General features: G+C 67.4%; 14 protein-coding genes and 1 pseudogene. 8 read left to right on the top strand and 7 right to left on the bottom strand.

What is annotated here, in order from left to right:
• The first annotated feature begins 125 nt into the window (after window positions 1-125).
• Complete coding sequence (locus WA788_RS33090) at window positions 126-3404, top strand: type ISP restriction/modification enzyme (RefSeq protein WP_335983900.1); 3279 nt, start codon at window positions 126-128, stop codon at window positions 3402-3404.
• Between the two features lie 13 nt (window positions 3405-3417).
• Here WA788_RS33090 and WA788_RS33085 read toward each other — a convergent pair whose 3' ends face one another.
• A complete protein-coding gene (locus tag WA788_RS33085; RefSeq protein ID WP_335983898.1) occupies window positions 3418-3870 on the bottom strand; it encodes a hypothetical protein in 453 nt (150 codons plus the stop codon).
• Window positions 3871-4411: 541 nt separating this feature from the next.
• Complete coding sequence (locus tag WA788_RS33075; protein ID WP_335983896.1) at window positions 4412-5764, bottom strand: hypothetical protein; 1353 nt, start codon at window positions 5762-5764, stop codon at window positions 4412-4414.
• 229 nt (window positions 5765-5993) lie between these two features.
• Here WA788_RS33075 and WA788_RS33070 point away from each other — a divergent pair, with 229 nt between their 5' ends.
• Together WA788_RS33070 and WA788_RS33065 are read left to right on the top strand one after the other, a co-directional pair.
• Complete coding sequence (locus WA788_RS33070; RefSeq protein ID WP_335983894.1) at window positions 5994-8579, top strand: GmrSD restriction endonuclease domain-containing protein; 2586 nt, start codon at window positions 5994-5996, stop codon at window positions 8577-8579.
• Between the two features lie 173 nt (window positions 8580-8752).
• Window positions 8753-10057: pseudogene (locus WA788_RS33065) on the top strand (IS701 family transposase); the annotation flags it as partial.
• A gap of 20 nt (window positions 10058-10077) precedes the next feature.
• Here the strand turns inward: WA788_RS33065 and WA788_RS33060 are convergent.
• The 5 genes from WA788_RS33060 to WA788_RS33040 all read right to left on the bottom strand — a co-directional run bounded on the left by WA788_RS33060 (window position 10078) and on the right by WA788_RS33040 (window position 15255).
• Window positions 10078-10878: an IS5 family transposase gene (locus WA788_RS33060; protein ID WP_335983892.1), complete on the bottom strand. Its 801-nt coding sequence runs from the start codon at window positions 10876-10878 to the stop codon at window positions 10078-10080.
• A 50-nt stretch (window positions 10879-10928) separates the two neighbouring features.
• On the bottom strand, window positions 10929-11546 hold the full coding sequence (locus WA788_RS33055) for a transposase family protein (RefSeq protein ID WP_335983890.1): 618 nt from the start codon (window positions 11544-11546) through the stop codon (window positions 10929-10931).
• Window positions 11547-11862: 316 nt separating this feature from the next.
• Window positions 11863-12099 carry a hypothetical protein gene (locus tag WA788_RS33050; RefSeq protein WP_335983888.1) on the bottom strand — a complete coding sequence of 79 codons (237 nt, stop codon included), beginning with the start codon at window positions 12097-12099 and terminating at the stop codon, window positions 11863-11865.
• A gap of 148 nt (window positions 12100-12247) precedes the next feature.
• Window positions 12248-14749, bottom strand: coding sequence for an AAA family ATPase (locus WA788_RS33045; protein WP_335983886.1), 2502 nt, complete (start codon window positions 14747-14749; stop codon window positions 12248-12250).
• A gap of 2 nt (window positions 14750-14751) precedes the next feature.
• Window positions 14752-15255, bottom strand: coding sequence for a hypothetical protein (locus WA788_RS33040; RefSeq protein ID WP_335983885.1), 504 nt, complete (start codon window positions 15253-15255; stop codon window positions 14752-14754).
• A gap of 343 nt (window positions 15256-15598) precedes the next feature.
• Here WA788_RS33040 and WA788_RS33035 point away from each other — a divergent pair, with 343 nt between their 5' ends.
• From WA788_RS33035 to WA788_RS33015, 5 genes are all read left to right on the top strand, one after another.
• Entirely contained in the window at window positions 15599-17728 is a 2130-nt protein-coding gene (locus WA788_RS33035) for an N-6 DNA methylase (RefSeq protein WP_335983884.1), read from the top strand.
• 166 nt (window positions 17729-17894) lie between these two features.
• A complete protein-coding gene (locus WA788_RS33030; RefSeq protein ID WP_335983882.1) occupies window positions 17895-19961 on the top strand; it encodes a type I restriction-modification system subunit M in 2067 nt (688 codons plus the stop codon).
• A complete protein-coding gene (locus WA788_RS33025) occupies window positions 19958-21247 on the top strand; it encodes a restriction endonuclease subunit S (protein WP_335983879.1) in 1290 nt (429 codons plus the stop codon). Before WA788_RS33030 ends, WA788_RS33025 begins: the two co-directional genes overlap by 4 nt.
• A 34-nt stretch (window positions 21248-21281) precedes the next feature.
• Window positions 21282-22493, top strand: a complete 1212-nt coding sequence (locus WA788_RS33020) for an AAA family ATPase (protein WP_335983876.1) — start codon at window positions 21282-21284, stop codon at window positions 22491-22493.
• The gene (locus WA788_RS33015) at window positions 22490-23104 is read left to right on the top strand and encodes a DUF4276 family protein (protein WP_335983874.1); all 615 of its coding nucleotides are present in this window, start codon (window positions 22490-22492) and stop codon (window positions 23102-23104) included. Before WA788_RS33020 ends, WA788_RS33015 begins: the two co-directional genes overlap by 4 nt.
• Window position 23105 lies beyond the last annotated feature (1 nt).

Below are 23105 nucleotides of genomic sequence, written 5' to 3'. Positions count from 1 at the left end.
GCGATTCGGCCGTATGCTGACCAATCTGTCTTCCCCTGATGACCGTACGTAGATAGCATCGGCGCCCTGACTCGATCCTTGGGGGGAAGATGTCAGGGGGGTTAGACAGCTGGCTGCTCGCTGCCGTGTCGGAGTTCGGACGTGCCTGCAAGGTCAAACTGTCGGGCGGCGGCAGCCCGGAAGCCGCCATACGCGCACCCCTTGAGGTGCTGCTCCATGCCGTCGGCGAGCACCACGATCAGCACGAGGTCTCCTGGCACGACGAGTTCCGCGTCCCCGACCTCGGCGTCAGACCCGACTACGCCATCCGCGCAAGCGGTGAGCTCGCGGGCTACATCGAGCTCAAGAAACCGGGGTTGTCGGTCGACCCCGAAACCTTCAGCAAGAGCAACCGCGAGCAGTGGGAGAAACTGCGGAACCTGCCCAATTTGCTGTACTCCAACGGCACCGAGTGGCGGTTGTTCCGCGACGGGCGCCAGCTCGGCGAGACGGTCTACTTCACCGGATCGCTCCGCTCGGCGGGCGAGAGTCTGGCACCAGTGGACCCTAGCGCGCTGGATGCGCTGCTGAAGCAGTTCCTCGTGTGGAAGCCCCCACCCATCAAGCGCGTCGCTCGGCTCGTGCAGCACGTCGCGCCGCTCTGCCGGTTGCTGCGGACTGCTGTCCTCGAGCAGTTGTCGGCCGAGGCCCGATCGTCCAGGCGGGATGACGATGTCCGTGCCCGGCCGTTCACGGGCCTCAAGAACGACTGGCGGCGGATGCTGTTCCCATCCGCAGACGACGCGACGTTCGCCGACGGCTACGCCCAGGCGGTCACCTTCGCCCTGCTGCTCGCCCGTTCTGAAGGCGTGCTTGAAGAGGGAATCGGCCTTCACGACGTCGGACGCCGCCTCGACGCCGACGACCACGCCCTCATGGGGAAGGCTCTCCAACTCCTCACCGACAACGTCAACGAGCGGTTCACCGTCACGTTGGAACTGCTGCGCCGAACCATCGCCCAGGTGGACTGGCTGGCGATCCGCACCGGCAACCGTGACGCCTATCTCCACCTCTACGAGCACTTCCTCACGATCTATGATCCGGTGCTGCGCCAGCGGAGCGGCTCCTACTACACCCCGCATGAGGTCGTCCAGGAGATGGTGCGTCTCACCGAGGACGTACTGCGCACGCGGCTCGGTCAACCCAAAGGGTTCCGCAGCGACGGCGTTCGGATCGTCGATCCCGCGATGGGCACCGGGACCTTTCTCCATACGATCATCGAGCGGGTCGCCGAGCAGGCCGCCGAGGGCTCCGGACGGGCAATGTCCGCCGACGCCATCTCGCGCCTCGCCCCGCGGCTGTACGGGTTCGAGATGCAGATGGGACCGTTCGCCGTTGCGGAGTTGCGGGCCTCCGAGCTGCTCAAGCGCTACGACACTCCGCTACCTGAGGGAGGGCTCAACCTCTTCGTCACCGACACGCTGGACAACCCGTTCGTCGAGGATGAATACCTGGCCTCTACGTACGAGGCCCTGTCTGAGTCCCGGCGGCGAGCGAACAACGTCAAGGCCAATGTTCCCGTGACCGTCGTGATCGCCAACCCGCCGTACGACGACAAGGCCGAAGACCGCGGCGGCTGGGTGGAGAAGCGCACCGACCGCGCCGAGGTGCCCTTGCTCGACGCCTTCCGCTACCCAGGAAACGGGCGGTACGAGCACGTGCTCAAGAACATGTACGTGTACTTCTGGCGTTGGGCAACCTGGAAGGTCTTCGACGCGGACGACGGCGAACGCCACGGCGTGGTCTGCTTCATCACGCCTTCAGGCTGGGCCACCGGTCCTGGTGGTCGCGGCATGCGGGAGTATCTGCGCCGCACCTGCGACGAGGGCTGGATCATCAACCTGTCGCCCGAAGGGCACCGCTCCGACGTTGCCACGCGGCCCTTCCCGGGCGTCGCGCAGCCGTTGGCGATCTCCATATTCGTTCGCAAGGCGGGAGCGGAGCGGGGCGAGGGCCACCGGGCGAGTGTGCACTACCGGGCACTTGCCGGTCGCCGGGCGGACAAGTTCGACCAGTTGCACGCGGTGCAGATCGATGACGACGGCTGGCGTGACGCGCACTCCCGCAGTCTGAGGCCCTTCACACCCGTGACGCAGTCCGGATGGGAGGACTTCCCAGTGCTGGACGACCTGTTCCCGTGGGGGAGCCCCGGTGTGAAGTCCAACCGCTCGTGGGTGAGCGACCCATCAGAGGACGTACTTCGCCGACGGTGGACCACGTTGATCCGAGGCGGCGACCCGGTCCTCAAGGCCACTCAGTTCAAGGAGACGCGAGACAGCGATCTGAACACCAGAAGGGAGCCGTTACCGGGCCAGCCCGCCCACTTGCATTCGCTGGCGCAGGAGAGCGATGTCCGCCCGAATCTCATACGCACCTCGCTCCGAAGCTTCGACCGCCAGTGGCTGATCGCTGACAACCGCGTACTCGACTACCCGCGACCCGACCTGTGGGCGTCACTCCAGGCAGGGCAGATATTCCTCAACCAGCAGTCCTCCCACGAGATCGACTCCGGCCCTGCGGTCGTGGCGACACACCTTGTCCCGGATACGCACCACTTCAACGGCCGCGGTGGACGGATTCTGCCGCTCCTGCACCCGGACGGGTCGCCGAACCTGCCGCCGGGACTGGTCGCGTACCTGGCTCGCGCGGCGGACCAGGATCGGGTCACAGCCACCGACCTCGCCGCTTATGTCGTGGCCGTGGCCGGCCACGATGCCTTCACCCAGAAGTTCGCCGAGGAACTGCTGACACCGGGCGTCCGCGTACCTCTGACCCGAGACGGAGCGTTGTGGGCACGCGCCGTCGGACTCGGTCGGGAGATCCTGTGGGCCTCGACCTACGGAGACCAGTGCGCCGACCCAGCGCTGGGGCGGGTCGCCGGCCAGGTGCAGTTCACTGCCGGGGACGAGCGGCAGGTCCGCTACCTGACGCAGATCGGCGGCCGTATCCCTGATCGACTGGAGTACGACGCAGCGACAAGGACGCTCCGCCTCGGGGATGGGTCCTTCGCTCCCGTTCCCGACGTCGTGTGGGCGTACGACGTCGGCGGCATGAAGATCGTCAGCAAGTGGTTCGGCTACCGGAAGGCCACGCCGACCAGCAAGCGGACGAGCCCCCTGGACGATATACACGCGGAGCACTGGCCCCACGAATGGACGACGGAACTCATCGAGCTGCTCTCCGTACTACGCCGTCTCGCCGACCTCGAACCGCGCCAGAGCGAGCTGTTGGGGGAGATTCTCGCCGGCCCCGTGATCACGGAGGGGGAGCTGACTGCGGCTGGAGTGTGGCCTGTTGCCGCGGCTGCCCGGAAGGCGCGCCATGCTGCGGTCGATGTCCTCTTCGAGGGGCACGAGGCGCCGTGATCCCAACCGCATGTCACTGGGTTTCGTCCATACCCGCCAGCGCCTCTGGCAGCGAGCAGGAGCCATCAGCCACACTTCTCACCGCCCGCGCGAACTGTGGGGCCGCCGACTCGCGCATGTCGGCCAGGCGGGCAACTTCGGCCAGCCGCTCCTGCGAGGACTCGTACAACGCTCGGAAGTGCACTGCAGCGCCAAGATCCGTGAGCGCCAGCGAACCGCTGGCCAGGTCGACCAGCTTCATCCAGCGGAGCGTCGGCAGGTCGTCCCGGGCCAGATCTGCATCCAGCCCGTCCAAGGACAACGCCTCGACGAAGGCCGACCGATCGCTCGGGTCCGGGACCGATCCTTCGGCGAGCCGTGCCAGGAGTCCCCACTGTGCTTGCGTGAGATCCAGGTGAGGCAGGGGTGCGGCAGAGTACATGCCGCCATGCCTAGCACGCTGTACGGACAGCAGCGGCGACTCCATTCCGTCGGGACTCCTCACACGTCCGCGGGACCTTCTGTACCGCCGTCAAGGGGGTGGACGGGGCGGACGCTGAGGAGTGGACACCACAGGATTTCCGGTACGGCTTCGCTCGCTGCTGTCGGACGGGGGCGTCCCTCTCGAAGTGATCTCGCGGCTTGTCGGGCACTCCAGTACGGCCGTCCCGGAAGAGGTTTACCGGAAGCAGATCCGGCCCGTCGTCCAGCCGGAGCCGTCGTGATGGACGGCATCTTCAAGCAAGATCCGAAACCGTAGTCACTCAGTTACGGGACAGCCCTTAGCTGGGGGTTTGGCGTTGTTGGTGGTCAGGGGGTTGGGCTGGGTGGGCCTGGGGTGCCCTCGCTGGGGGCCCGGGGAGCAGATCGGCTCCCAGATGGCTCCCAGCGATGTCTGTCCCGCTCGCTGGCACACGCGGGAGGCTTGCCGACCACGGTCACCCTACTGACCAGCTTTGCCCCGGGAAGTAGGCCCGTGCGGACGCCCGAAGAGTTCTTTGCCTTCCGCCCGACCTGCGCAAGGCCGGTCAGTTGACCCGACGATTGCCAGGCGGAACCTCGCTGCGGTGCACTCCGACGACGACAGAGCCCGATCCCCCGACGGACAGACTCTCGCGGATCAGGTCGATGATGTAGTTCCAGCTGGTACCGCGCGTGCCGATCCATCCGTCCCTGAGTAACGTGGTGAAGGTTGTGTTGTTCAGGTACCGGGGGACCGAGTCTTCGACTACGCGTGTCCCGCCGGACGGACCACCGGACTCGGGGCGCTGGAGAAGCTCCCAGAAATGCTCCCGCGTGAGGTACATGCCAGGTATCAGGGCGGCCGAGTTCATCATGAAGGGAACGGTCCGACACAGCTTGACCATGCTCGGTGTGGTGACCAGGCGAGGATCTCCCAGTGTCCTGGAGTGCTGGTGCCTCGTCCGAGCCCGGTCGTCCTCAGCGGTGCACTCAATGTCTACCGCTTCCATCCGCTTCAGCTCTCGCTCGCCAGTGCCGTCGTACCAGTAGACCCACCTGCCTCCGCTTTGGCGCATGCGCTTGTACTGGACCATCGTGACACTGAGCGCGTGCTCGTTCACGTAGATCATGTCGACGCCCATGACGCCCTCGGCATGCGTGCGGTTGGCGTTGTACACGAAAAGCCGGTGCGGAGATTCGGAGTTGCGGCGGTAGATCCTCCAGCCGACCTGCACTGCGTCTTCGCCCTCCATGCCAGGGAAACGCATGTAGTCATGGACGATTTGCTGGTCCTCGATCTGCCGGAGAGTGGGTAACCCTTCAAGGAAAGGGATAGATCGAGAACGGGGGTCATCTTCAAGGAGCGGGTGCTGCCACGCTTCGAGCGGATCGCGGTCCACACCAAACGTCTCAAGGAGGGTTCCTACTGCGTCCTTCTCGAGGCTCAGCCGTTCTCCGACCTCTCCTGTTGGAGAACTGGCCCCCAGGCTGTTCTCCAGGTCATCCAGTGTCTCGTTCAGTTGTGGACGGAGATGCCGAACGGCGTTGAGGAGATTTTCGCCCGCCGCAGGAGACATACGGCCGTCGTCGTTGAGGAATCGGCGGCTGCCGCCCATGGCGCCTTCAAGATCGGTGAGCAGTAGCGGCGACTGGAGCGAAGTGAAGTCGCGTGTAAGCAGGGCGCGCTCGTAGGTGCCCGAGCGTCTGCCCGGGAAGACGCTGCCCACTCCGATGATCCTGCGTTGCTCATACCTGGCGTGACCGTCCGTGAAGAAGGAGAGGCACCATACGCGTGGCTTCCTCCAGTCCTTGTACGGGTACGCGAAGGTTCGCTCGCCGCGCGTCAGCCACGCCGGGGGTTTCTCGGGGAGTCGCTGCATCATCACCGCAGTGCTGTGCACCAAGGCGACGGCGACCATCTGTGACCTCCTGGAGCGTGAGTGGCAACGACTTGACAGTAGCGGCGTTGGCGGAGGCTGGGCTCAAGTTCGACGCCGTGTGCCACGGTTCCCGGTGCTGACGAGGGCTGAAGCCGGTCCGTAGCACACCCGGATACGTTGTCCCGCCGCCATATGCCCGGTTTTCGGCCCCTGGACGTCTCGGCAGTGGAAGCATGGAGCCCACCGACATACCTTTGGAGAGGCGCGCGTGCACGCTCAGGAGACCACGTTCAATGACCTCGTCCAAGGCGAGAAGCAGTATCAAGTGCCCCTGTACCAGCGGACGTACAGCTGGGGGCGTGAGCAGCTGCAACAGCTCTGGGACGACGTGATGGAATTGGTCGAGGACCAGTCGGGTAACCGCGCTACCACAGCGCACTTCCTCGGTTCCGTCGTGTTGGCGCCCGGCCGGATCACAGCGGGTGGGATGCAGCGCTGGCTTGTCGTCGACGGGCAGCAGCGACTGACCACCCTCATGCTCGCCTTCACCGCGTTGCGCGACCGGCACCGCGCACGGGGAGCGGAGCAGAAGGCAGACCGCATCCATGACCTCGTCCTCGTCAACAAGTACCGCAGCGGCGACGACCATTACCGCCTGCTGCCCACACAGGCGGACCGCGACGCGTTCATCGCCTGCATCGAGACGTCACCCAAAGCGGGTGGGCCCGGAAACGTAGGTGCCGCCTACCGCTTCTTCCTGTCGGCCTTGATCGAGGGGGAGGAGAACGGTGGAGAGGCGTGGACGGGCACCGTGGAGTCCGTCCTGAGCGGTCTGCTGTCGATCGTGGAGATCACCGCGGCTGAGGGCGACAACGTCTACCGGATCTTTGAGTCGATCAACAACACCGGTGTCGGGCTGAGCCAGAGCGACCTGCTGCGCAACTACCTCTTCATGTGCCTGCAGAAGCGCGGCGAATGGGTCTACCGCAACCGCTGGCTGCCGATGCAGGAGCTCCTCGGCCCGGACAACCTCGAACTCCTGGTGTGGCTCGACCTGGTCGTGGCGGGCAACAGCCGGGCCAAGCAGAGCGACATCTACCGTGACCAGAAGCGGCGTCTGGAACCGATCAGTACCGACGAGGCCGCACTGGAGAACGAGATCACGGCGCTCGCACGGCGCGCCGAACGCCTTGTACGCATTCTGCAGCCGGAGCGCCAAGCGGACCCTGACCTGAGGGAGGTTCTGGAGCGGATGTCCCGGTGGGGAGGACAGACCCACTACCCATTGGCACTTGTGCTCCTCGACCGTGTGGACGCCGGACACGCCACGGCCCATCAGGCGGCTCAGGCGCTCGCCTATGCCGAGAGCTACATGGTGCGGCGGTTGTTGGCCGGCTACTCGACCGTGGGCAGTAACCGCGTGTTCATGGAGATTCCCAAGGAGTTGGAGAAGGACGACGACCCCGCGGAGGCTGTGCGCCGCTTCCTGTCCAAGAACCAGGTGGGCTCCCGCGTCTGGCCCGACGACGATGCTGTTCGCGAGGCCATCCGCATCCGGCCCTTCTACAAGGCCGGCCGCACCAACCAACGCTTCCAGGTACTGCGCAGGTTGGAGGACAGTTACGGGAGCAGCGAACCGGTCGACTACGTCAACGCCCGCCTCACGGTGGAGCACGTCCTCCCGCAGACCCCTGCTCAGCAGTGGCTGGACCTGCTCGCAGAGGAGACCGAGGACGGGCAGACTCCGGAAGAACTCCATGCCTTGCTCGTCCACACACTGGGCAACCTGACGCTGTCGGCTGACAACGCGAAGCTGTCCAACCACCCCTTCCGCCGCAAGCAGGAGATCCTGGACTCCAGCGCCCTGCGTATGAACCAGGCGATCGCCGGCCAGGATCGCTGGGGCCGGGCCGAGGTCCTGGCCCGTGCCGACGAGCTTGCCGAGCGGGCGGTGCGGTTGTGGCCGGGGCCGATCGCCGGGACGATCCCTGCTGATGACGAATGGTCGGGTTGGAAGGAGTTGCGTGCCGCCCTCCTCGCCATGCCGGCCGGGACGTGGACGACGTACGGCGACCTCGCGGCGCTCATCGGCACCCATGCGGTCCCGGTAGGCCAGCACCTGGCCGGCACGGCCGGACTGCACGGTGCCTACCGGGTACTGACGGCAGACGGCCGCGTCTCGGCGGGCTTCCGATGGCCGGGCGGCGAGGAATCCGGAGACGCGCGGACTCGTCTGGAGACGGAAGGCGTTCCCTTCGACGACGCCGGCCGGGCTCGACGCTCCCACCGGGTGACCACGGCTGATCTGGCGGCCCTGCTGGGCCGGGACCTCGATGAGGAGGCCGCGTCATCCACTCCCGCGGACGACGCCGGAAGGCAGTCGCAGGCGGCTCGGTTTGAAACGCAACTGCGGGACAACCAGACCCAGGAGACCGTCGACGGAGTCCTGCGGGCACTCCGCTTCTGGGAGCAGCAGGGCGGTCACGTCGCCTACGGGCGCGCGAACGAGACGAGTTGCTTCCCTACGGCCCGGATCGTCGGCACACCCGGCATCCGTACGACGTGGCCGCTGGGTATCTACCCGGTCTCCGGCACCGTCGAGGTCGTCTTCCAGTACCTGAAGCGCCGCCCACCCTTCGACGACGAGCCGTTGCGGCGCGAGCTGCTCAACCGCTTCAACGCCATCGACGGCATCGGGCTCGCGGAAGCCAAACTGGACCTCCGCCCGTCCTTCCCGCTGGAGGTCTTCGCCGCACACGGCGATGAACTGTGCTCGGTACTGGAATGGTTCGCGCACACGGTCGCGCAGGCCAACCGCCGTTCCATGACCGTGGACGACGCAGATTCCTTCTGACCCCCTGCCGTTACCCGTCGAAGAAGGTCAATCAGTCGCGTCGGTGACCAGTTCGAGGAACGGGCTCGGCCTTCCGTCACGGCAGATGTAAGTCTTGATCGTTGAGGCGTCCGTGCAGGTCAGGGTGGGGGTGGCCGCGGACACGGGAACGGCCACCGTGATCATTGACGTGTGTGAAGACGATCAAGAACCAGGTGGCCGTGGAGGCCACGATAGCCGAGCGGGTCTGGACGGCAGCGTTCGGGTCGCTGATGGCGGCGGTGGCCGTCTGCTTCCCCCGCCGGGACTCGCGGATGCTGGGCCGGGCGATGACGCAGGGCATGCTGATGGAGCTGGAGCGGCGCAACTGCTGGACCCTCGCCGAGGCGCTCGGGCACGACGGGCCGCACCGCCTGCAGCACTTCCTCTCGCGCGGCGCCTGGGACCATGACCTGGTCCGCGACCGTCTCGCCGCCTGGGTCGCGGCCGAACTCGCTGACAACGAAGCCGTGTTGATCGTCGACGAGACGGGTGACGAGAAGTCCTCCACCGACTGCGTGGGAGCCTCCCACCAGTACTCCGGCGCTCTTGGCGGGGTGGGTCTGTGCCAGGTCGCCGTCCATCTCACCTACGCCTCGCCGCGCGGCCACGCCCTGATCGACCGCGAGCTCTACCTGCCCGCCGCCTGGGCCGAAGACGAGGAGCGCAGGCTGCTGCGGCACGTGCCCGACGAGGTCACCTTCGCCACCAAGCCTCAGCTGGCCGCCGCCATGCTGCACCGCGCCCGCCAACTCGGCCATCTGGCCCGCTGGTTCACCGGCGACGAGGTCTACGGCAGCCTGGAGCTGCGCCGCACCGCCCGCACTCTGGGCTTCGACTACGCCCTGACGGTCAAGGCCGACCATCGCGCGCGCACTGCCGTGGGCCGCTTCAGCGCCACCGAGCTGGCGGCGAAGGTGCCGGCCAGGGCCTGGATGCGACGACGTACGGGCAACGGCACCAAAGGCGACCGCCACTACGACTGGTCCCTGATCGACGTGCTGGCCGACGACGCCCCCGCAGGCCGGGACGAGGCCGGACACGCGTTCCTCGTCGTGCGCCGCCACCGATACACCCGCGAACTGTCCTTCTACCGCTGCCACTCCACCACCCCCGTCAGCCTCGCGGTCCTCGTGAACATCATCTGCACCCGCTGGAAGATCGAGGAGGATTTCCAAGGCGCGAAGGGCCTGGCCGGACTCGACCAGGGCCAGGTGACCTGCTGGACCTCCTGGATGCGCTGGAGCCTGATCAGCCTGTTCGCCGCCGCCGTCCTCGCCGTCACCCACGCTGCAACCCGCACCGCCGACGGAACCGAACACGGCCTTCAACTCGCCCCGGCCAGCGGCCGCGAACTCTTGGCCGTCCTGCGGATCACCGCACTCCCCACGCCCCGCCGCGACCTCGAGCACGCCCTGCACTGGTCCGTCTGGCGCCGTCACCACCGGCACCAGGCCACTGAGAGCGTGTCTGAGATCGGCTATGAGGTGGTTTTCCGTAGTGGGTGGGGGCCTTGGCGTACGGCGGGTCGGCCTCGGGTGAGTCGGCGGAGTATCACGTCGGTCATGGCCCAGCGGATCATGGTTTCGGAGTGTGCCGGATTGCGTTCGTAGTCGCAGGCCAGGCGGCGTCGCGTGGTGATCCGTGCGAAGGTGCGCTCTACCGCCCACCGCTTGGGCTGCACCTTGAAGCCCCGTTGCCCGGGGTCCCTGCGGACGATGTCCAAGGCGCGGTGCAAGACCGCGGCGCACCACTCGACGAGCCTGCCCGCGAAGCCCTGATCGGCCCAGATCCTGGTCACGGTGGGGTGGTCCAGACGGGTCCACAGCAGGGAGCGTCTGGCGCCGTCGCGATCCTGGACGTTTGCGGCCAGCACATGCACGGTCAGCAGGAGACCGAGCGTGTCGGTGACGATGAACCGCTTGCGGCCCTTGGTCTTCTTGCCCGCATCGAAGCCACTGGTGGCCTTGGGGACGGTGTCCGCGGCCCGCACCGATTGCGAGTCGACCAGGCCGGCGGACGGTTCCGGGTCGCGGCCGTCGGCCTGGCGGACCTTGACCCGCAGGGTGTCGTGGACCTTCTCCACCGTGCCGTCGTCGTGCCACCAGGTGAAGTACCAGTACACCGTCGGCCAGGGCGGAAAATCCTTGGGCAGGTACCGCCACTGGCACCCGGTCCGCGCCAGGTACAAGATCGCGTCCACGATCCGCCGACGCGGGTGTTTCTCGCGCCGCCCGCCCTTGCGGCCCGTCCTCGGCGCGGGAAGCAGTGGCTCGATCAACGCCCACTGCTCATCGGTTAGATCAGACGGGTAGCCGTCCCTGCCAGCACTCACACACCACTCAACGAGCCACCCGAACGGCCGATACGGCGGATCTCAGACACGCTCTGAGACACGCTCTGAGCCGGGGATATGACAGAGCGCCTCGTGGCGCACCTCGTTGGTCTTGGCCCCCACTTCCCGCTGGGCCAGGGTGATGGTGGGGGGCGTGGGTGACTGCGGACATCAGGTGCCGGTGGCGCTGCTGTCGGTGCGCGGAGCCGGACAGGGCCTTGCCGTCCACCGCGATCGCCGGCCGCGGCGTCGAGCCGGTGTTTGCCGGTATCGGTGTGGTCGTGTTCGGCCAGGTAGGCGCCGACCGCGGCGTCCAGGGCATCGCCGTCGAGAGCGGCCAAGAGCCGGGTGAGGGTGGCGTGGGACGGGGCGCGTCTATGTCCGGGCAGGTGGCGGCGGATGCCGAGCTGCTCCAGCACCACAGCGGTGGCGCGCTGTCCCCACTCGGTGATCTCGGTGACGGTCCGGGCCCCGGAGACGACCGCGCGGGCGCGGACCAGCAGCAGGCTGACCAGGGGGTACCACCGTCCGCGGCGCGAACGCGGGTCGGGTACGCGCTGGAGGTGCTCGCGCAGGCGGCCGGTGTCGTGCTGATGGAGGGGGCCCAGTTTCACCAGGACGGCAGGGACCGGGCAGGATGGAGCGGCAGGCACGGGACCTCGATGTGATCAGCTGGCGTAGACACCCTGATGATCACCGGTCTCGTGCCTGTGCTGCTGCCACATCAACTCCCGCTGCGCGCGGACGATCTACGCAATCGTGGAACTTGCAACCGCCCTGCCCGCATGCTGATGCCCCGGCGCGCGTTCCTCGCAGGGAGCTGATGGTCCCGGCAAAGCGCTGGGTGGCAGACGACCTTGTGCGCGTCGCCTGCGTGCGGCATGCGCCGCTCGCAGGCGGCCACGGGGGTTCGTGGCCGTTCAGCAGCGTTCAGAGCGTCGGCAGCTCCCGCAGAACCGCCGCCACGTCATCCTGCCATCCGCGCAGCTCCGCTCGCGTCGGAGGCAGCACCGAGCGGTGGTAATGGCAGGCCAGGCTGAGGCAGTGCCATGTGGTGGCGTACCGGCCGGCGGAAGCCGTGCCGACGTGCTGCGCGAGCCAGGCGATGCGGGTCCGGGCGGCGCACCGAAGGAGGACGGGGTGCCGGGCGCCGAGGATGGAGTCCACCGGTCCTCCAACGCTCGCCGAAGGAGGAAGGCGGCGGCGCGGTTGTGGGGCGCGCTGACGCCTGCCGGGCCGCCCGCGATTGCCGCCGTCGTCCCATCCATCGCGATACCGAGAAGTGCGTCCACCCTGGACAGCCGATCGGCGGAATTCACAGGGACCTCACGTTCTCGGCCACGCGCCGTGTGCGGTCCACCTGCGACACGGGCTGCCGCACGTCGACGGCCGCATGGGAGCCGCGATTGCACCAGCTCACCAGATCGGAAGCCTCTCGCCCGAGCCGCTGGGTGAGTTCGGCGTACACCGCGCCGGTGGAACGGCGCTCACCGAACAGGGCGAGCGCAGCGAGCTGCACGAGCTTCCCGGAACCGTCGACGTTCTCCTCGATCTTTAGCGCCTCCCGCAATGTCGTACCCGGGCCGAAGACCCGCCGCATGACCACCTCGTGGAAGGCGGCCTCCAGTGCGACACGGCACAGTCCGGGCAGAACCTCCGCCAGGACGTCGGGCTCGGACGAGAGGTCCCTGACCGCTTGCCGTGCGTCTCCGAGAGCCGCCTCGACCGAATCGCCGGCCGGATGAACCTCCACCTCGGAGCGGTCGTGACGCGTCACGCCGAGTACCGTGGCCGGGATCCGGTGATAGCGGAGGACGTCCGCGAGGCGGGTGTCGTGCGAGAACACGACGACCTGCCTGGTCGCGGCGACAGCGGCCAGCACCTTGGCCAGCCCCTCCACCTTGCGCGGGTCCATCGACTGGACCGGGTCGTCGATGACGACGAAGCCGAACGGACTGTCCGCAGCGGTCGCCCGGGGCAGGAACAAGGCCAGCGCCAGCGAGAAGAGTTCACCCTGGCTGACCACGCTCAGCGCGGGCGCCTCCATGTCGTCCACGGTGACGTCGAGCTCCAGACTCCGGCCGTTGTAGCGCTCCGACCCCTTCAGCTCGATGCTGCCCAGCGAAACACTGCTTTCCTGGCACAGGAGCCGCCAGATCATCCCGGCGGTCTCCGCGACATTGCGCATGCGGCTGCCCCGCAGGTCCGCTTGCACATCCTTCAGCCACTCCAGCGCCGCCTTGACCCGGACGATGAGTTCCTTCGCCGCGGCAGCCGCGTCGTAGTCCTGCAGCCACTCCGCGAGCTGCGGCACGACGTGCAGCCAGCGTTCGTCCTGCGCGGCCAGCTCCTGTTCGGCCTGGGCGCGCACCTGACGGCAGGCTTCCGCCAGCTCCTGGGCCGCCTTCTCCGCAGAGGCGGCGAGTACGTCCGGGCCGGAGATCTCCCGGCAGGCCGTCCACGTCTCCCACATCGGACGCATCGCGTCGGGCAGATATACCGGCGGGCCGCCGATCAGCGCAAGCAAACCACCCCGCGCGGAACGCAGTTGGGCCGCTGCCGCTTCGGCGGCCGCGGCCTCCTCGCGGAGAATCTCGATCTGTTCGGCGGCCCGAGCGGCCCACGCCTCGTCGAGCCGTGCCTCGCCGCACACCGGACATGAAGCGTCAGTACGGTGCCGCTGGTGGTGCAGGAGCGCGCGGTCGAGCAGATCGGCACGGGCACGGGCATCACCGGCGTCGGAAAGATGGGCATCGTCAGCGGCGGTCGCAGCGATACGCAACCGCTCCGCCGCGGCGGTGACACCGACCGGGTCGGGGCCGTCCAGGTCCGCCAGGCGTCGCAGCCGGGCCAGTTCGGCCGAATCCGCGGCGCGCGTGCCCGCCAGGACCTCCCGTACCCTCTCCGGATCGACGGGCGCGGCCAGCGCGGGGGCGGCCGCGCGCGCCCGGTCGTCGTCCGTGGCGGCGAGGACGGTCCGGAGTTCCTCCAAGGCTGCCTTGGCGCGCTTGCCGGGCTGGGCAAGCGTCTTCTCCCGGTCGGCCAGGTGCTGCCGGGCGGCGGAGAGCGGTCCGAGACCGAGGATCGTGGCGAGGGCGTCGTACATGCGGACCGGCTTGGCGGCCATCATCTGACCAAGTTCGCTGTACGACAGAATCGGGCGGAACGTGTGCCACGCCTCGTCCCAACCGAGGGCGGACACGGGCGCCGGTTCTGCACTGAGGCCCGCGACGCGGCCCTGCGAGTCCGTGAACGTCTCTCCCGCCCACGTACGCGTGACGGTGAGCGGGGCCGTCCGGCCGGGTACCAGGATCGCCAGATCGATCCGCGGCTCCCGAGGGTGATGCAGATTGCGCCAGCCGCGCTGCTGGACCGGGTGCGCCGGCTTGCCGTTGTCGCCGAGCCACCGGCGGTTGGCACCGGTGAGGGCCACCTCGATGCCCTCGGCGAAACTGGACTTGCCGCTGCCGTTGCGTCCGGTGACGACGGTCAGGCCGGGGCCGGGCGGGACATCGAGTGTGCGGGCCGGTCCGATGCCCCGGAAGCCCTGCACGGTGACGGACTTCAACACGGCTCCCTTTGCGGGGGATCCTCCGTGGCCGTCGGTGCCCGTCGCCACGACGGCCAGTGCGTCGGAGACCAGTGTCCGGACCGCGTCGCCCAGTCCGGAGGAGGCCAACCGCTGGTTCACCTCGGCGAGGAGGCCCTCGTCCGGTCGGATCTCGTCCGCATCGGCCTTCGTCGTACTGGCCTCGTCGGTAAGGGCGAGCTCGGGGGCGGCGGCGTCGGTGCGCGCGCTCTGCGCAGGGGAGGCCATGGTCAGCCCACCTTCTTCCAGATCGTGCAGCGTTCGGTCTTGAAGACCTCGCCCATGCGGAGGGTCACGCGGCCCGTGCCGCTGACGGTGTCGTTGGCGATGATTGAGTCGAAGCTGCCACTGGAGTCCTTGTTCCGTTCCCAGTAGCAGGGAATTCCGTCCTGCGGCCCCGCGGTCCTGTATGTGCCGGCGGCAATGTCGTCGCCGACCAGGTACTCGCCGTCTCCTTCGAAGGACGTGGGTGGGCCGGGCTTCGCCGTCGCCTTCGGCTTGACGGTCGCCTTGGGCTTCGGTGTCGGGGTCGTGGGCTTCGGGTCGGCCGCTGCCGTCCGCGCCGGCGTGAACGGGGTCGTGACCGGCGGGACGGTCGTGGGCGTGGACGGCGCGGAGGCCGCCCCCTGCTTCCCGTCGCCCGGCAAGCCACCGCTGTTGCCGATCCCGACGCCGATGACGACCGCCACGAGAGCGATGGCGCCGTGGGTTAGCACGGGGTGCCGCTTCTTCACGGAGCTTGGGGTGTTAGCGGCGGGTGCGGTCTGCGATCCGGGGTCGGCTGGTGGGCCGGAGGGTGTCGGCCAGGTCGGACCCCGGGGGGCGCTGTGGGCGGAGTCGGTTCCTCAGGCATGGTGCGGCCTCTTTCACAGGCGGCGGTCGACGACGGTGCTGTCTACGGGAGAGAGGCGAAACCAGACTCCGAGCAGAGTCAGGAGTTCGCCGCACTGAGCCGAGCTCTCGCGTGGAAGCATCCACAGATAAATAGAAACATGAAAGCGTTGTCAATCATTCGTTCGAAAATGAATCATGGTGTACTCTGTGATGCCTGTCCGCCATCGATCCTCGGGAAGGCTCATGCCTAAGCCATCCGCACTGGTCACAGCCGCCGAGATCTCCCGGCTGGCCGGGGTGACGCGCGCCACCGTGAGCAACTGGCGCCGCAGGCACCCTGACTTCCCGGCTCCGAGCGGCGGTACGGACGCCAGCCCCCTCTACGACCTGGAGGCCGTCCGCGCCTGGCTGGAAGCACGCGGCCAGGGCGCCGCCGCGTCGTCGGCCGAAGAGCTGCGATCCGCGTTGCGCCTGGCTCCGGGCGGGAGCGCGACCCGTCTTGTCCCGTTCGTCCTTGCCGCCGGCCGCCTGGACAGGAAGAAGCTCGACGAACTCGCCGCACTGGCCGATGCGGACCTCGCCGACCACGCCGGCGCAGCCGTCGCCGCGCTGGGCGGCTCCGTTCCCGCCTCCGAAGGCATCGGTTACAAGGCCGACGAGGCAAGCCTTCTGCGCAGCCTCATGCACTGCGTTCGCGACGAAGGCGGGCAGGACGCCCTCGATGTCCTGGCCGAACGAGAGCTGGAGGACAGCGCCGCGACCGGCGCGTACAGCACCCCCGCACCGCTGGCCGATCTCATGGCACGACTCGCCGCACCGACGGCGAAGCCCTACCCGGCCCGGGTGCTCGACCCATCCTGTGGCGGCGGCTCCCTGCTCGCCGCTGCCGCCCGCCTCGGCGCGACGCACCTCTACGGCCAGGATGTTCTCCCGGTCCAGGCGCAGCGCAGTGCCGTGCGGCTGCTGTTGAGGGCGCCCGACGCCGAGGTGGCCGTGCGGGGCGCCGACAGTCTGCGGGACGACGCCTTCGCTGATCTGGTGGTGGACGCCGTGCTGTGCAACCCCCCGTACGCCGACCGCGACTGGGGCCACGACGCGCTTGCGTACGATCCCCGCTGGGCCTACGGCGTTCCGCCGCGTGCCGAATCGGAACTCGCCTGGAACCAGCACGCCTTGTCCCACCTCGGCTCCGGCGGCCTCGCGGTGATGCTGCTGCCTCCCGCGACCGCGGCCCGCGCCTCGGGCCGACGCATCCGGGCCGAGTTGCTGCGCGGCGGCGCCCTGCGCGCGGTGATCGCGCTCCCTCCCGGTGCTTCGGTGCCGCTGCACATCGGGCTGCATCTGTGGATCCTGCAACGTCCCGAGCCCAGCGGTCCCGGCCGTGGTCGAGTGCTGTTCATCGACACCGTCGACAGCGACCAGCGTGCACGTGGTGACCGCGCCGGTACCCAGGGCGGGCGGACACCTCTGGACTGGGACGCGCTGACCTCGACCGTCCTACGGCACTGGCAGGCGTTCGACGCGGACTCCGAGGGATTCGCCGACGAACCCGGCACTGCCTGTGCTGTGCCGGTCATCGAACTGCTCGACGACCTCACCGACATCACTCCGGCCCGTCACGTACGGCTCACCCCCGCGGGCATCGACCCGTCCGACGTCGCACATCGAGCGGGCGACCTGCACGGGCAGCTGACGGAAAGCCTGACGGCACTGGCCGACAGGGCCGCCACCGTGACCGGATGGCAGCCCGCAGGACAGGATCCGCGCTCCTGGCGGACGGCCACCGTCGCCGACCTCGCCCGCGGCGGCGCGCTCACCGTGCACCGGGCAGCACGGGCCGGGCAGGACCGGGACGCCTCGCCAGGGCACTCCGGCCGGACCGTACTCACCGGCCGTGATGTCACGGCGGGCACCCGTGCGTCGGGGAGCAGCGACGACGTCACCCTCCTCCATGCGGTCGTCGTCGAGGAGGGCGACGTCCTCCTGCCGGCCCTCGGCGGCCGGAAGGTCGCGGCCCGCGTCGCCGACGCACAGGACGCAGGTTCGCTCCTCGGCTCGCACCTCCACCTCTTCCGGCCCGACCCGGAACGCCTCGACCCCTGGTTCCTCGCCGGATTCCTGGCCGCGAAGGACAACGTCAGCAGCGCTACCGTCGGCAGCACCGCGGTCCAGGTCCAGGCCCAACGGCTGCGGCTCCCCCTCCTGCCGCTCGTCGAGCAGCAGCGTTACGGGCAGGCGTTCCGGCGTCTGTACGAACTGGCCGGCGCCGCACGACGGGCCGCGGACCTCGCTGCCGAAGCCGCCGACCTCCTCACCACGGGCCTCACGAGCGGCGCTCTGCTACCGACCGACATCCCGCCTGACACCGCCTGATCCCGCCACCGCGTGGCAGCGGCCAGGGGCAGGTCTGCTCCCGACGCGCCGCGAATCCCCCACGATTTCGCGGATGTCGCGCCGATGGCCGCCCGCGGCCCCCGACTTCGACCACACTGGCTCTTCCGCCCCTTTCGGGCGGGGAAGTGAAGGGAACCCGAGCTCGTTGAACAGCAGCAAGCACACGGAATTGGCGAACCACGCCTGGTCCGTCGCCGACCTCCTGCGCGGCGACTACAAGCAGTCCGACTACGGCAAGGTCATCCTGCCGTTCACCGTGCTGCGCCGCCTGGAGTGCGTCCTGGCGCCCACCAAGGACAAGGTTCTCCAGGTCGCCGATCAGTACCAGGGCTCGGAGATGAACCCGGACCGCTTCCTGCGCAAGGCATCCGGCCACAGCTTCTACAACACCAGCACCTACACGCTGAAGGCCATCGCCGGCGACCCCGCGCAGGTCGCGAAGAACCTCCAGGCGTACTGCGCCGCCTTCTCGCCCAACGCGTACGAGGTGCTGGACCGCTACGAGTTCGCCCAGCAGATCAGGAAGCTGGACGCGGCGAACCTGCTCTACCAGGTCGTCGGGCGCTTCGCCGACCTGGACCTGCGGCCGGTACGGACGGATGCCCAGGGTGTGCCCGTGCTCGGTGACGACGGCAGGCCGATCGAAATCGTCTCCAACCACCAGATGGGCTATATCTTCGAGGAACTGATCCGGCGATTCGCCGAGCAGTCCAACGAGACGGCCGGTGAGCACTTCACACCGCGCGAGGTCATCCGGCTGATGGTCAACCTGCTGGTCGCCCCCGACAGCGACGTGCTGGCCCTGCCGGGCACCGTCCGCACGGTCATGGACCCGGCCTGCGGCACCGGCGGGATGCTCAGCGCGGCCGAGGAGCAGATCAAGAACTTCAACCCGGATGCCACGGTCGGCATCTACGGCCAGGAACTCAATCCCGAGTCGTGGGCCATCTGCCGCTCCGACATGATGATCAAGGGGCAGAACCCGGAGAACATCAAGTTCGGCAACTCCTTCAGCGATGACGGCCACAAGGGCGCCCACTTCGACTACCTGCTGGCCAACCCGCCGTTCGGGGTGGAGTGGAAGAAGGTCAAGGACGAGGTCGAGAGCGAGCACGAACGTCTCGGCGAGAGCGGGCGGTTCGGTGCGGGCCTGCCGCGCATCAATGACGGTTCGTTGCTCTTCCTCCAGCACATGATCTCGAAGATGAAGCCGGTGGACGCGAGCGGCGCGGGCGGCAGCCGGATCGCGATCGTCTTCAACGGCTCGCCTCTCTTCACGGGGGCGGCCGAGTCGGGAGAGTCCCGCATCCGGCAGTGGATCCTGGAGAACGACTGGCTGGAGGGCATCGTCGCCCTGCCGGACCAGCTCTTCTACAACACCGGCATCTCCACGTACTTCTGGGTGCTCAGCAACCGCAAGGCCCGTGACCGGCGCGGGAAGGTCGTGCTGCTCGACGCCCGCGACTACTGGCAGAAGATGCGGAAGTCACTGGGCGACAAGCGCAAGGAACTGGGCGAGCAGCACATCGCGGAGATCACCCGCCTGTACACGGAGGCGCTGGCCGTGGTGGACGCCGCCGAGCGGGGCGGCGGCCATGACCTGATCGAGAAGGCCGGGAAGATCAAGGTCTTCGAGAACGAGGACTTCGGCTACCGCCGGATCACCGTTGAGCGGCCGCTGAAGCTGCGCTTCGAGGTGACGGAGGAGACGCTGGCGGCCGTCGCCGCCTCGAAGCCGATCGCGCGGGCCACGGACGTGGACGCTTTCGTCGCGGCGCTCCGACCGCTGGTTGGCAAGTCCTGGCCGACGAAGTCCGACACGTGGATGGACCTCCAGGAGGCGGTGGTCGCGGCCGGCCGCCTGTGGCCGACGGGTGCGCCGTTCGGTAAGGCACTACGGGAGGCGGTCGGAGTCCGCGACCTCGAGGGTGAGGTCCAGAGGATCAAGGGGGAGCCTGAGCCGGACCCGGAGCTGCGCGACTACGAGAACGTACCCCTGGACGAGGACGTGGACGAGTACGTGCGCCGAGAGGTCCTGCCGCACGTGCCGGACGCGTGGGCGGACCGGACGAAGGACAAGATCGGCTACGAAATCCCGTTCACGCGGCACTTCTACGTGTACAAGCCACCGCGGCCACTTGCGGAGATCGACGCAGAGCTGAAGTCGCTGGAGGCCGAGATCCAGGCGCTTCTGAGCGAGGTGATCAGGTGATCCCCGCTACGAGTCAACTACCGTACGGAGCCTCGCCGCCCAGCAGTTGGAAGGTGGTTCCGCTCAAGTACCTTGCTGTGCTGTCTAATGGATTTGCGTTCAAGTCGGAATCCAGGCAAGGAACTGGCACGCCGATTATTCGAATCGAGAATCTAAATGGTTCGGATACTTTCAATCACTCAAGTCTCGCACTCGACGACAGGTACAAGGTAACCGCGGGCGACTTGCTATTTTCATGGTCAGGGAATCCAGGAACATCCTTTGGCCCGTTTCGGTGGGTCAAGGGCGGATCCTATTACCTGAACCAGCATATCTTCAACGTCTCCGTTCATGGATGCGATAAGAGCTGGCTCTACTGGTCGCTTCGTGCCGCAACTCACTGGATTGAGCGTGAGCTCACAAGCGGCATGATCGGGATGGTTCACGTTACGAAAGCGGAGTTGGCCAACGTTCCAATTCCTATCCCTCCCATAGAGGAACAGCGCCGCATTGCGGACTTCCTCGACGCCGAGACTGCCCGAATTGACGCGCTTATTGATAAGCGTGAAGAGATGTCAGAGCTAGTGGCTCAGCGCAACCAGGCGGTGATTCGCGACCAACTACGGGGAGGCGGCAAGCGAGAGCCAAGCGACAACGCCACGGTTCCTTGGATTCCAGGCGTACCTCAACACTGGGACACGGCGCCTCTTCGCTACGTTTCGCGCATTCAACGGGGTGCTTCGCCGAGGCCGATCGATGACCCCGTCTACTTTGACGATAAAGGCTCGCATGCCTGGGTTAGGATTTCGGACGTAACGGCCAGTGAAAAATATCTGACCGAGACAACTCAGCGATTGTCCTCGCGGGGGCGCTCGCTTTCTGTTTCGCTCAAGCCCGGAGAGCTATTCGTGAGTATTGCAGCATCGGTCGGGAAGCCTATTATCACTCGCATCCCCTGCTGTATCCATGACGGGTTTGTGGCGATTCGGTGCCCCGTGGTAGACGTTGAGTTTCTCTACTACTTGCTCCTCCTGGGCGATGCCTTTAAGGGGCTCGGGAAGATTGGTACTCAACTCAACCTTAATTCAGAAACGGTGGGTTCGATTAAGATTCCGATCCCACCCAAGGATGAGCAGAAAAGAATCGTAAGTGTGCTGAACGAGGATAGGCGTGCCTCGCAACGTCTAAAGCTGGATTTGAAGCGCCAAATCAATCTTTTGTCAGAGCGGCGCCAAGCTCTGATTACCGCCGCCGTCACCGGCCAGATCGACGTGTCCACCGCCAGCGGGCGGGGAATCGGGGAATGATCGAGCCATGAGCCCTGCCGCCTCTTATCGACTGATGCCGTTCATCACCCGGGTCCGGATCGACAACTACAAGTCCATCGCCCACTGCGACGTGAGACTCGGGCGGTTCACCGTACTGTTCGGGCTGAACGCGGCGGGCAAGTCAAACTTCCTCGATGCTCTCCACTTCGTCCGGGACGCAGTGACGGACGGTCCCAGCATGGCGGTCGCTGAACGGGGCGGGGTAGAGGCAGTGCTTCGCCGGGTTCCCGTGCTGGCGGCCTCGTTCACGATCGGCCTGGAGTTCTACATGCCCATGGCCGGCGAGGAGATGGAGCCTCATGAGGGGCGGTACGAGATCACGATCGCGCCACAAGCCGATTCCGATACAAGGCGGAGTGGTGGGGCCGGTGTCCGGATCGACCACGAGGTCTGCGAGATTCGCCCGCTCAGCGCCGCGGGGCAGGCGGGCGTCCAGCGCTTCTCGCTGCATGACCGGGGCGGGAAGACACGTCAGCAGCCACGGTTGGGACTCGCCCAGAGAGCCGGGGATGAGCCGTTCACTTCCCTCTACGAGTCACTAACGGCGATGTTCTTCTACGACCCGAGTGTCTCTGTCCTCCGCCATGCCTCGTCAGCCTTCGGAAAGCTGTACGAGGACGGCGGAAGCCTCGGTCCGGCCCTGGCGGCACTCGGGAATCGTGAGCGCGACCGCGTGTCGCAGTATCTGGGCGCAATCGTGCCGGGCGTCGTGGAGGTAGGTCCCACGGACCCTTCCGCGGACTACGTCGCGGCACGGATCAGCATCGCTACCGAGAGCCAGGCGGAGCCACACGTCTTCCGGGCCGAGTCCATGTCGGAGGGGACGATCCGGGCCATCGGTCTGTTGACCGCGCTCTTCCAGCCGGACGCCCGTTCAGGGTGGATCCCACTTGTCGCCGTCGAGGAGCCTGAGCTGGCGCTGCACCCGCTTGCGGCCGGGGCCCTGTACGACGCGCTCACGGAGGCGAGCGAGCACGTCCAGGTTCTTGCCACGACGCAGAGTGCGGAGCTGTTCGACCGCAAGGAGGCAAACCTCTCGGCGATCCGCGTGGTCGTCACCGAACACGGGCAGACCGTGATCGGCGAGGTGGACCCGGTAAGCCGGTCGATCGTGGCCGATGGTCTGGCGACCACGGCGGAACTGCTGCGTTCCAACCAGTTGCGCCCGGTCGTCGACCGGCCCGGGCCGACCTTGTTCCCTGATCAACCGGAGGGTGAGGAGTGAACCAGCAGAGGGTCACCATCGCCTCCGTCGTCGAGGGCGAGGGCGAGATCAGTGCTCTGCCTGTCCTCCTGCGGCGTCTGATGTACCAGGCGCAGATCTGGGACGCAGACATCCAACCGCCCTTCCTGGTCGATCGAGGCCGTCTGGTCCGGCCGGGCGGCCTGGAAGCTGCCGTGGAGGCCCTCGCTCGGCGAGTCCCCGCCGACTACCCGGGCGGCGTCCTCGTCGTGATCGACGCCGACGACGACTGCCCGGCGAGCCTTGGCCCCTCGCTGCTGGCCCGCGCTGTGGCCGCGCGGCCGGACCGCCGTACGGCTGTTGTGCTGGCAAACCGGGAGTTCGAGGCATGGTTCCTCGCGGCCGCGCCTTCTCTCGGAGGCCGGGCGGGTCTCGCGGAGCAACTGGAGATTCCGGCCAACAGCGAGACTCTGCGCGACTGTAAGGGCTGGCTGACCCACCACCGGCGCGACGGCGTGCGGTATCGACCCCGGTTGGACCAGGCAGCCCTTGCCGACGGCGTCGACTTGGATCTTGCTCGCGCCAACTCGGCGTCATTCGACAAGTTCTGCCGTGATGTCACGTATCTGATCACCGGGAAGCGGGGGGAATAGT

Origin of the sequence: Streptomyces sp. CA2R106 (assembly GCF_037034245.1) — a bacterium.
Taxonomy (GTDB): Bacteria; Actinomycetota; Actinomycetes; order Streptomycetales; family Streptomycetaceae; genus Actinacidiphila.
This window is presented reverse-complemented; position numbering and strand designations above follow the sequence as displayed.

Coding starts and splice junctions, on each gene's coding strand:
- WA788_RS33045 (WP_335983886.1), bottom strand. CDS start 14,749: ATGGCCTCCCCTGCGCAGAGCGCGCGCACCGACGCCGCCGCCCCCGAG.
- WA788_RS33085 (WP_335983898.1), bottom strand. CDS start 3,870: ATGGAGTCGCCGCTGCTGTCCGTACAGCGTGCTAGGCATGGCGGCATG.
- WA788_RS33075 (WP_335983896.1), bottom strand. CDS start 5,764: ATGGTCGCCGTCGCCTTGGTGCACAGCACTGCGGTGATGATGCAGCGA.
- WA788_RS33035 (WP_335983884.1), top strand. CDS start 15,599: ATGCCTAAGCCATCCGCACTGGTCACAGCCGCCGAGATCTCCCGGCTG.
- WA788_RS33020 (WP_335983876.1), top strand. CDS start 21,282: ATGCCGTTCATCACCCGGGTCCGGATCGACAACTACAAGTCCATCGCC.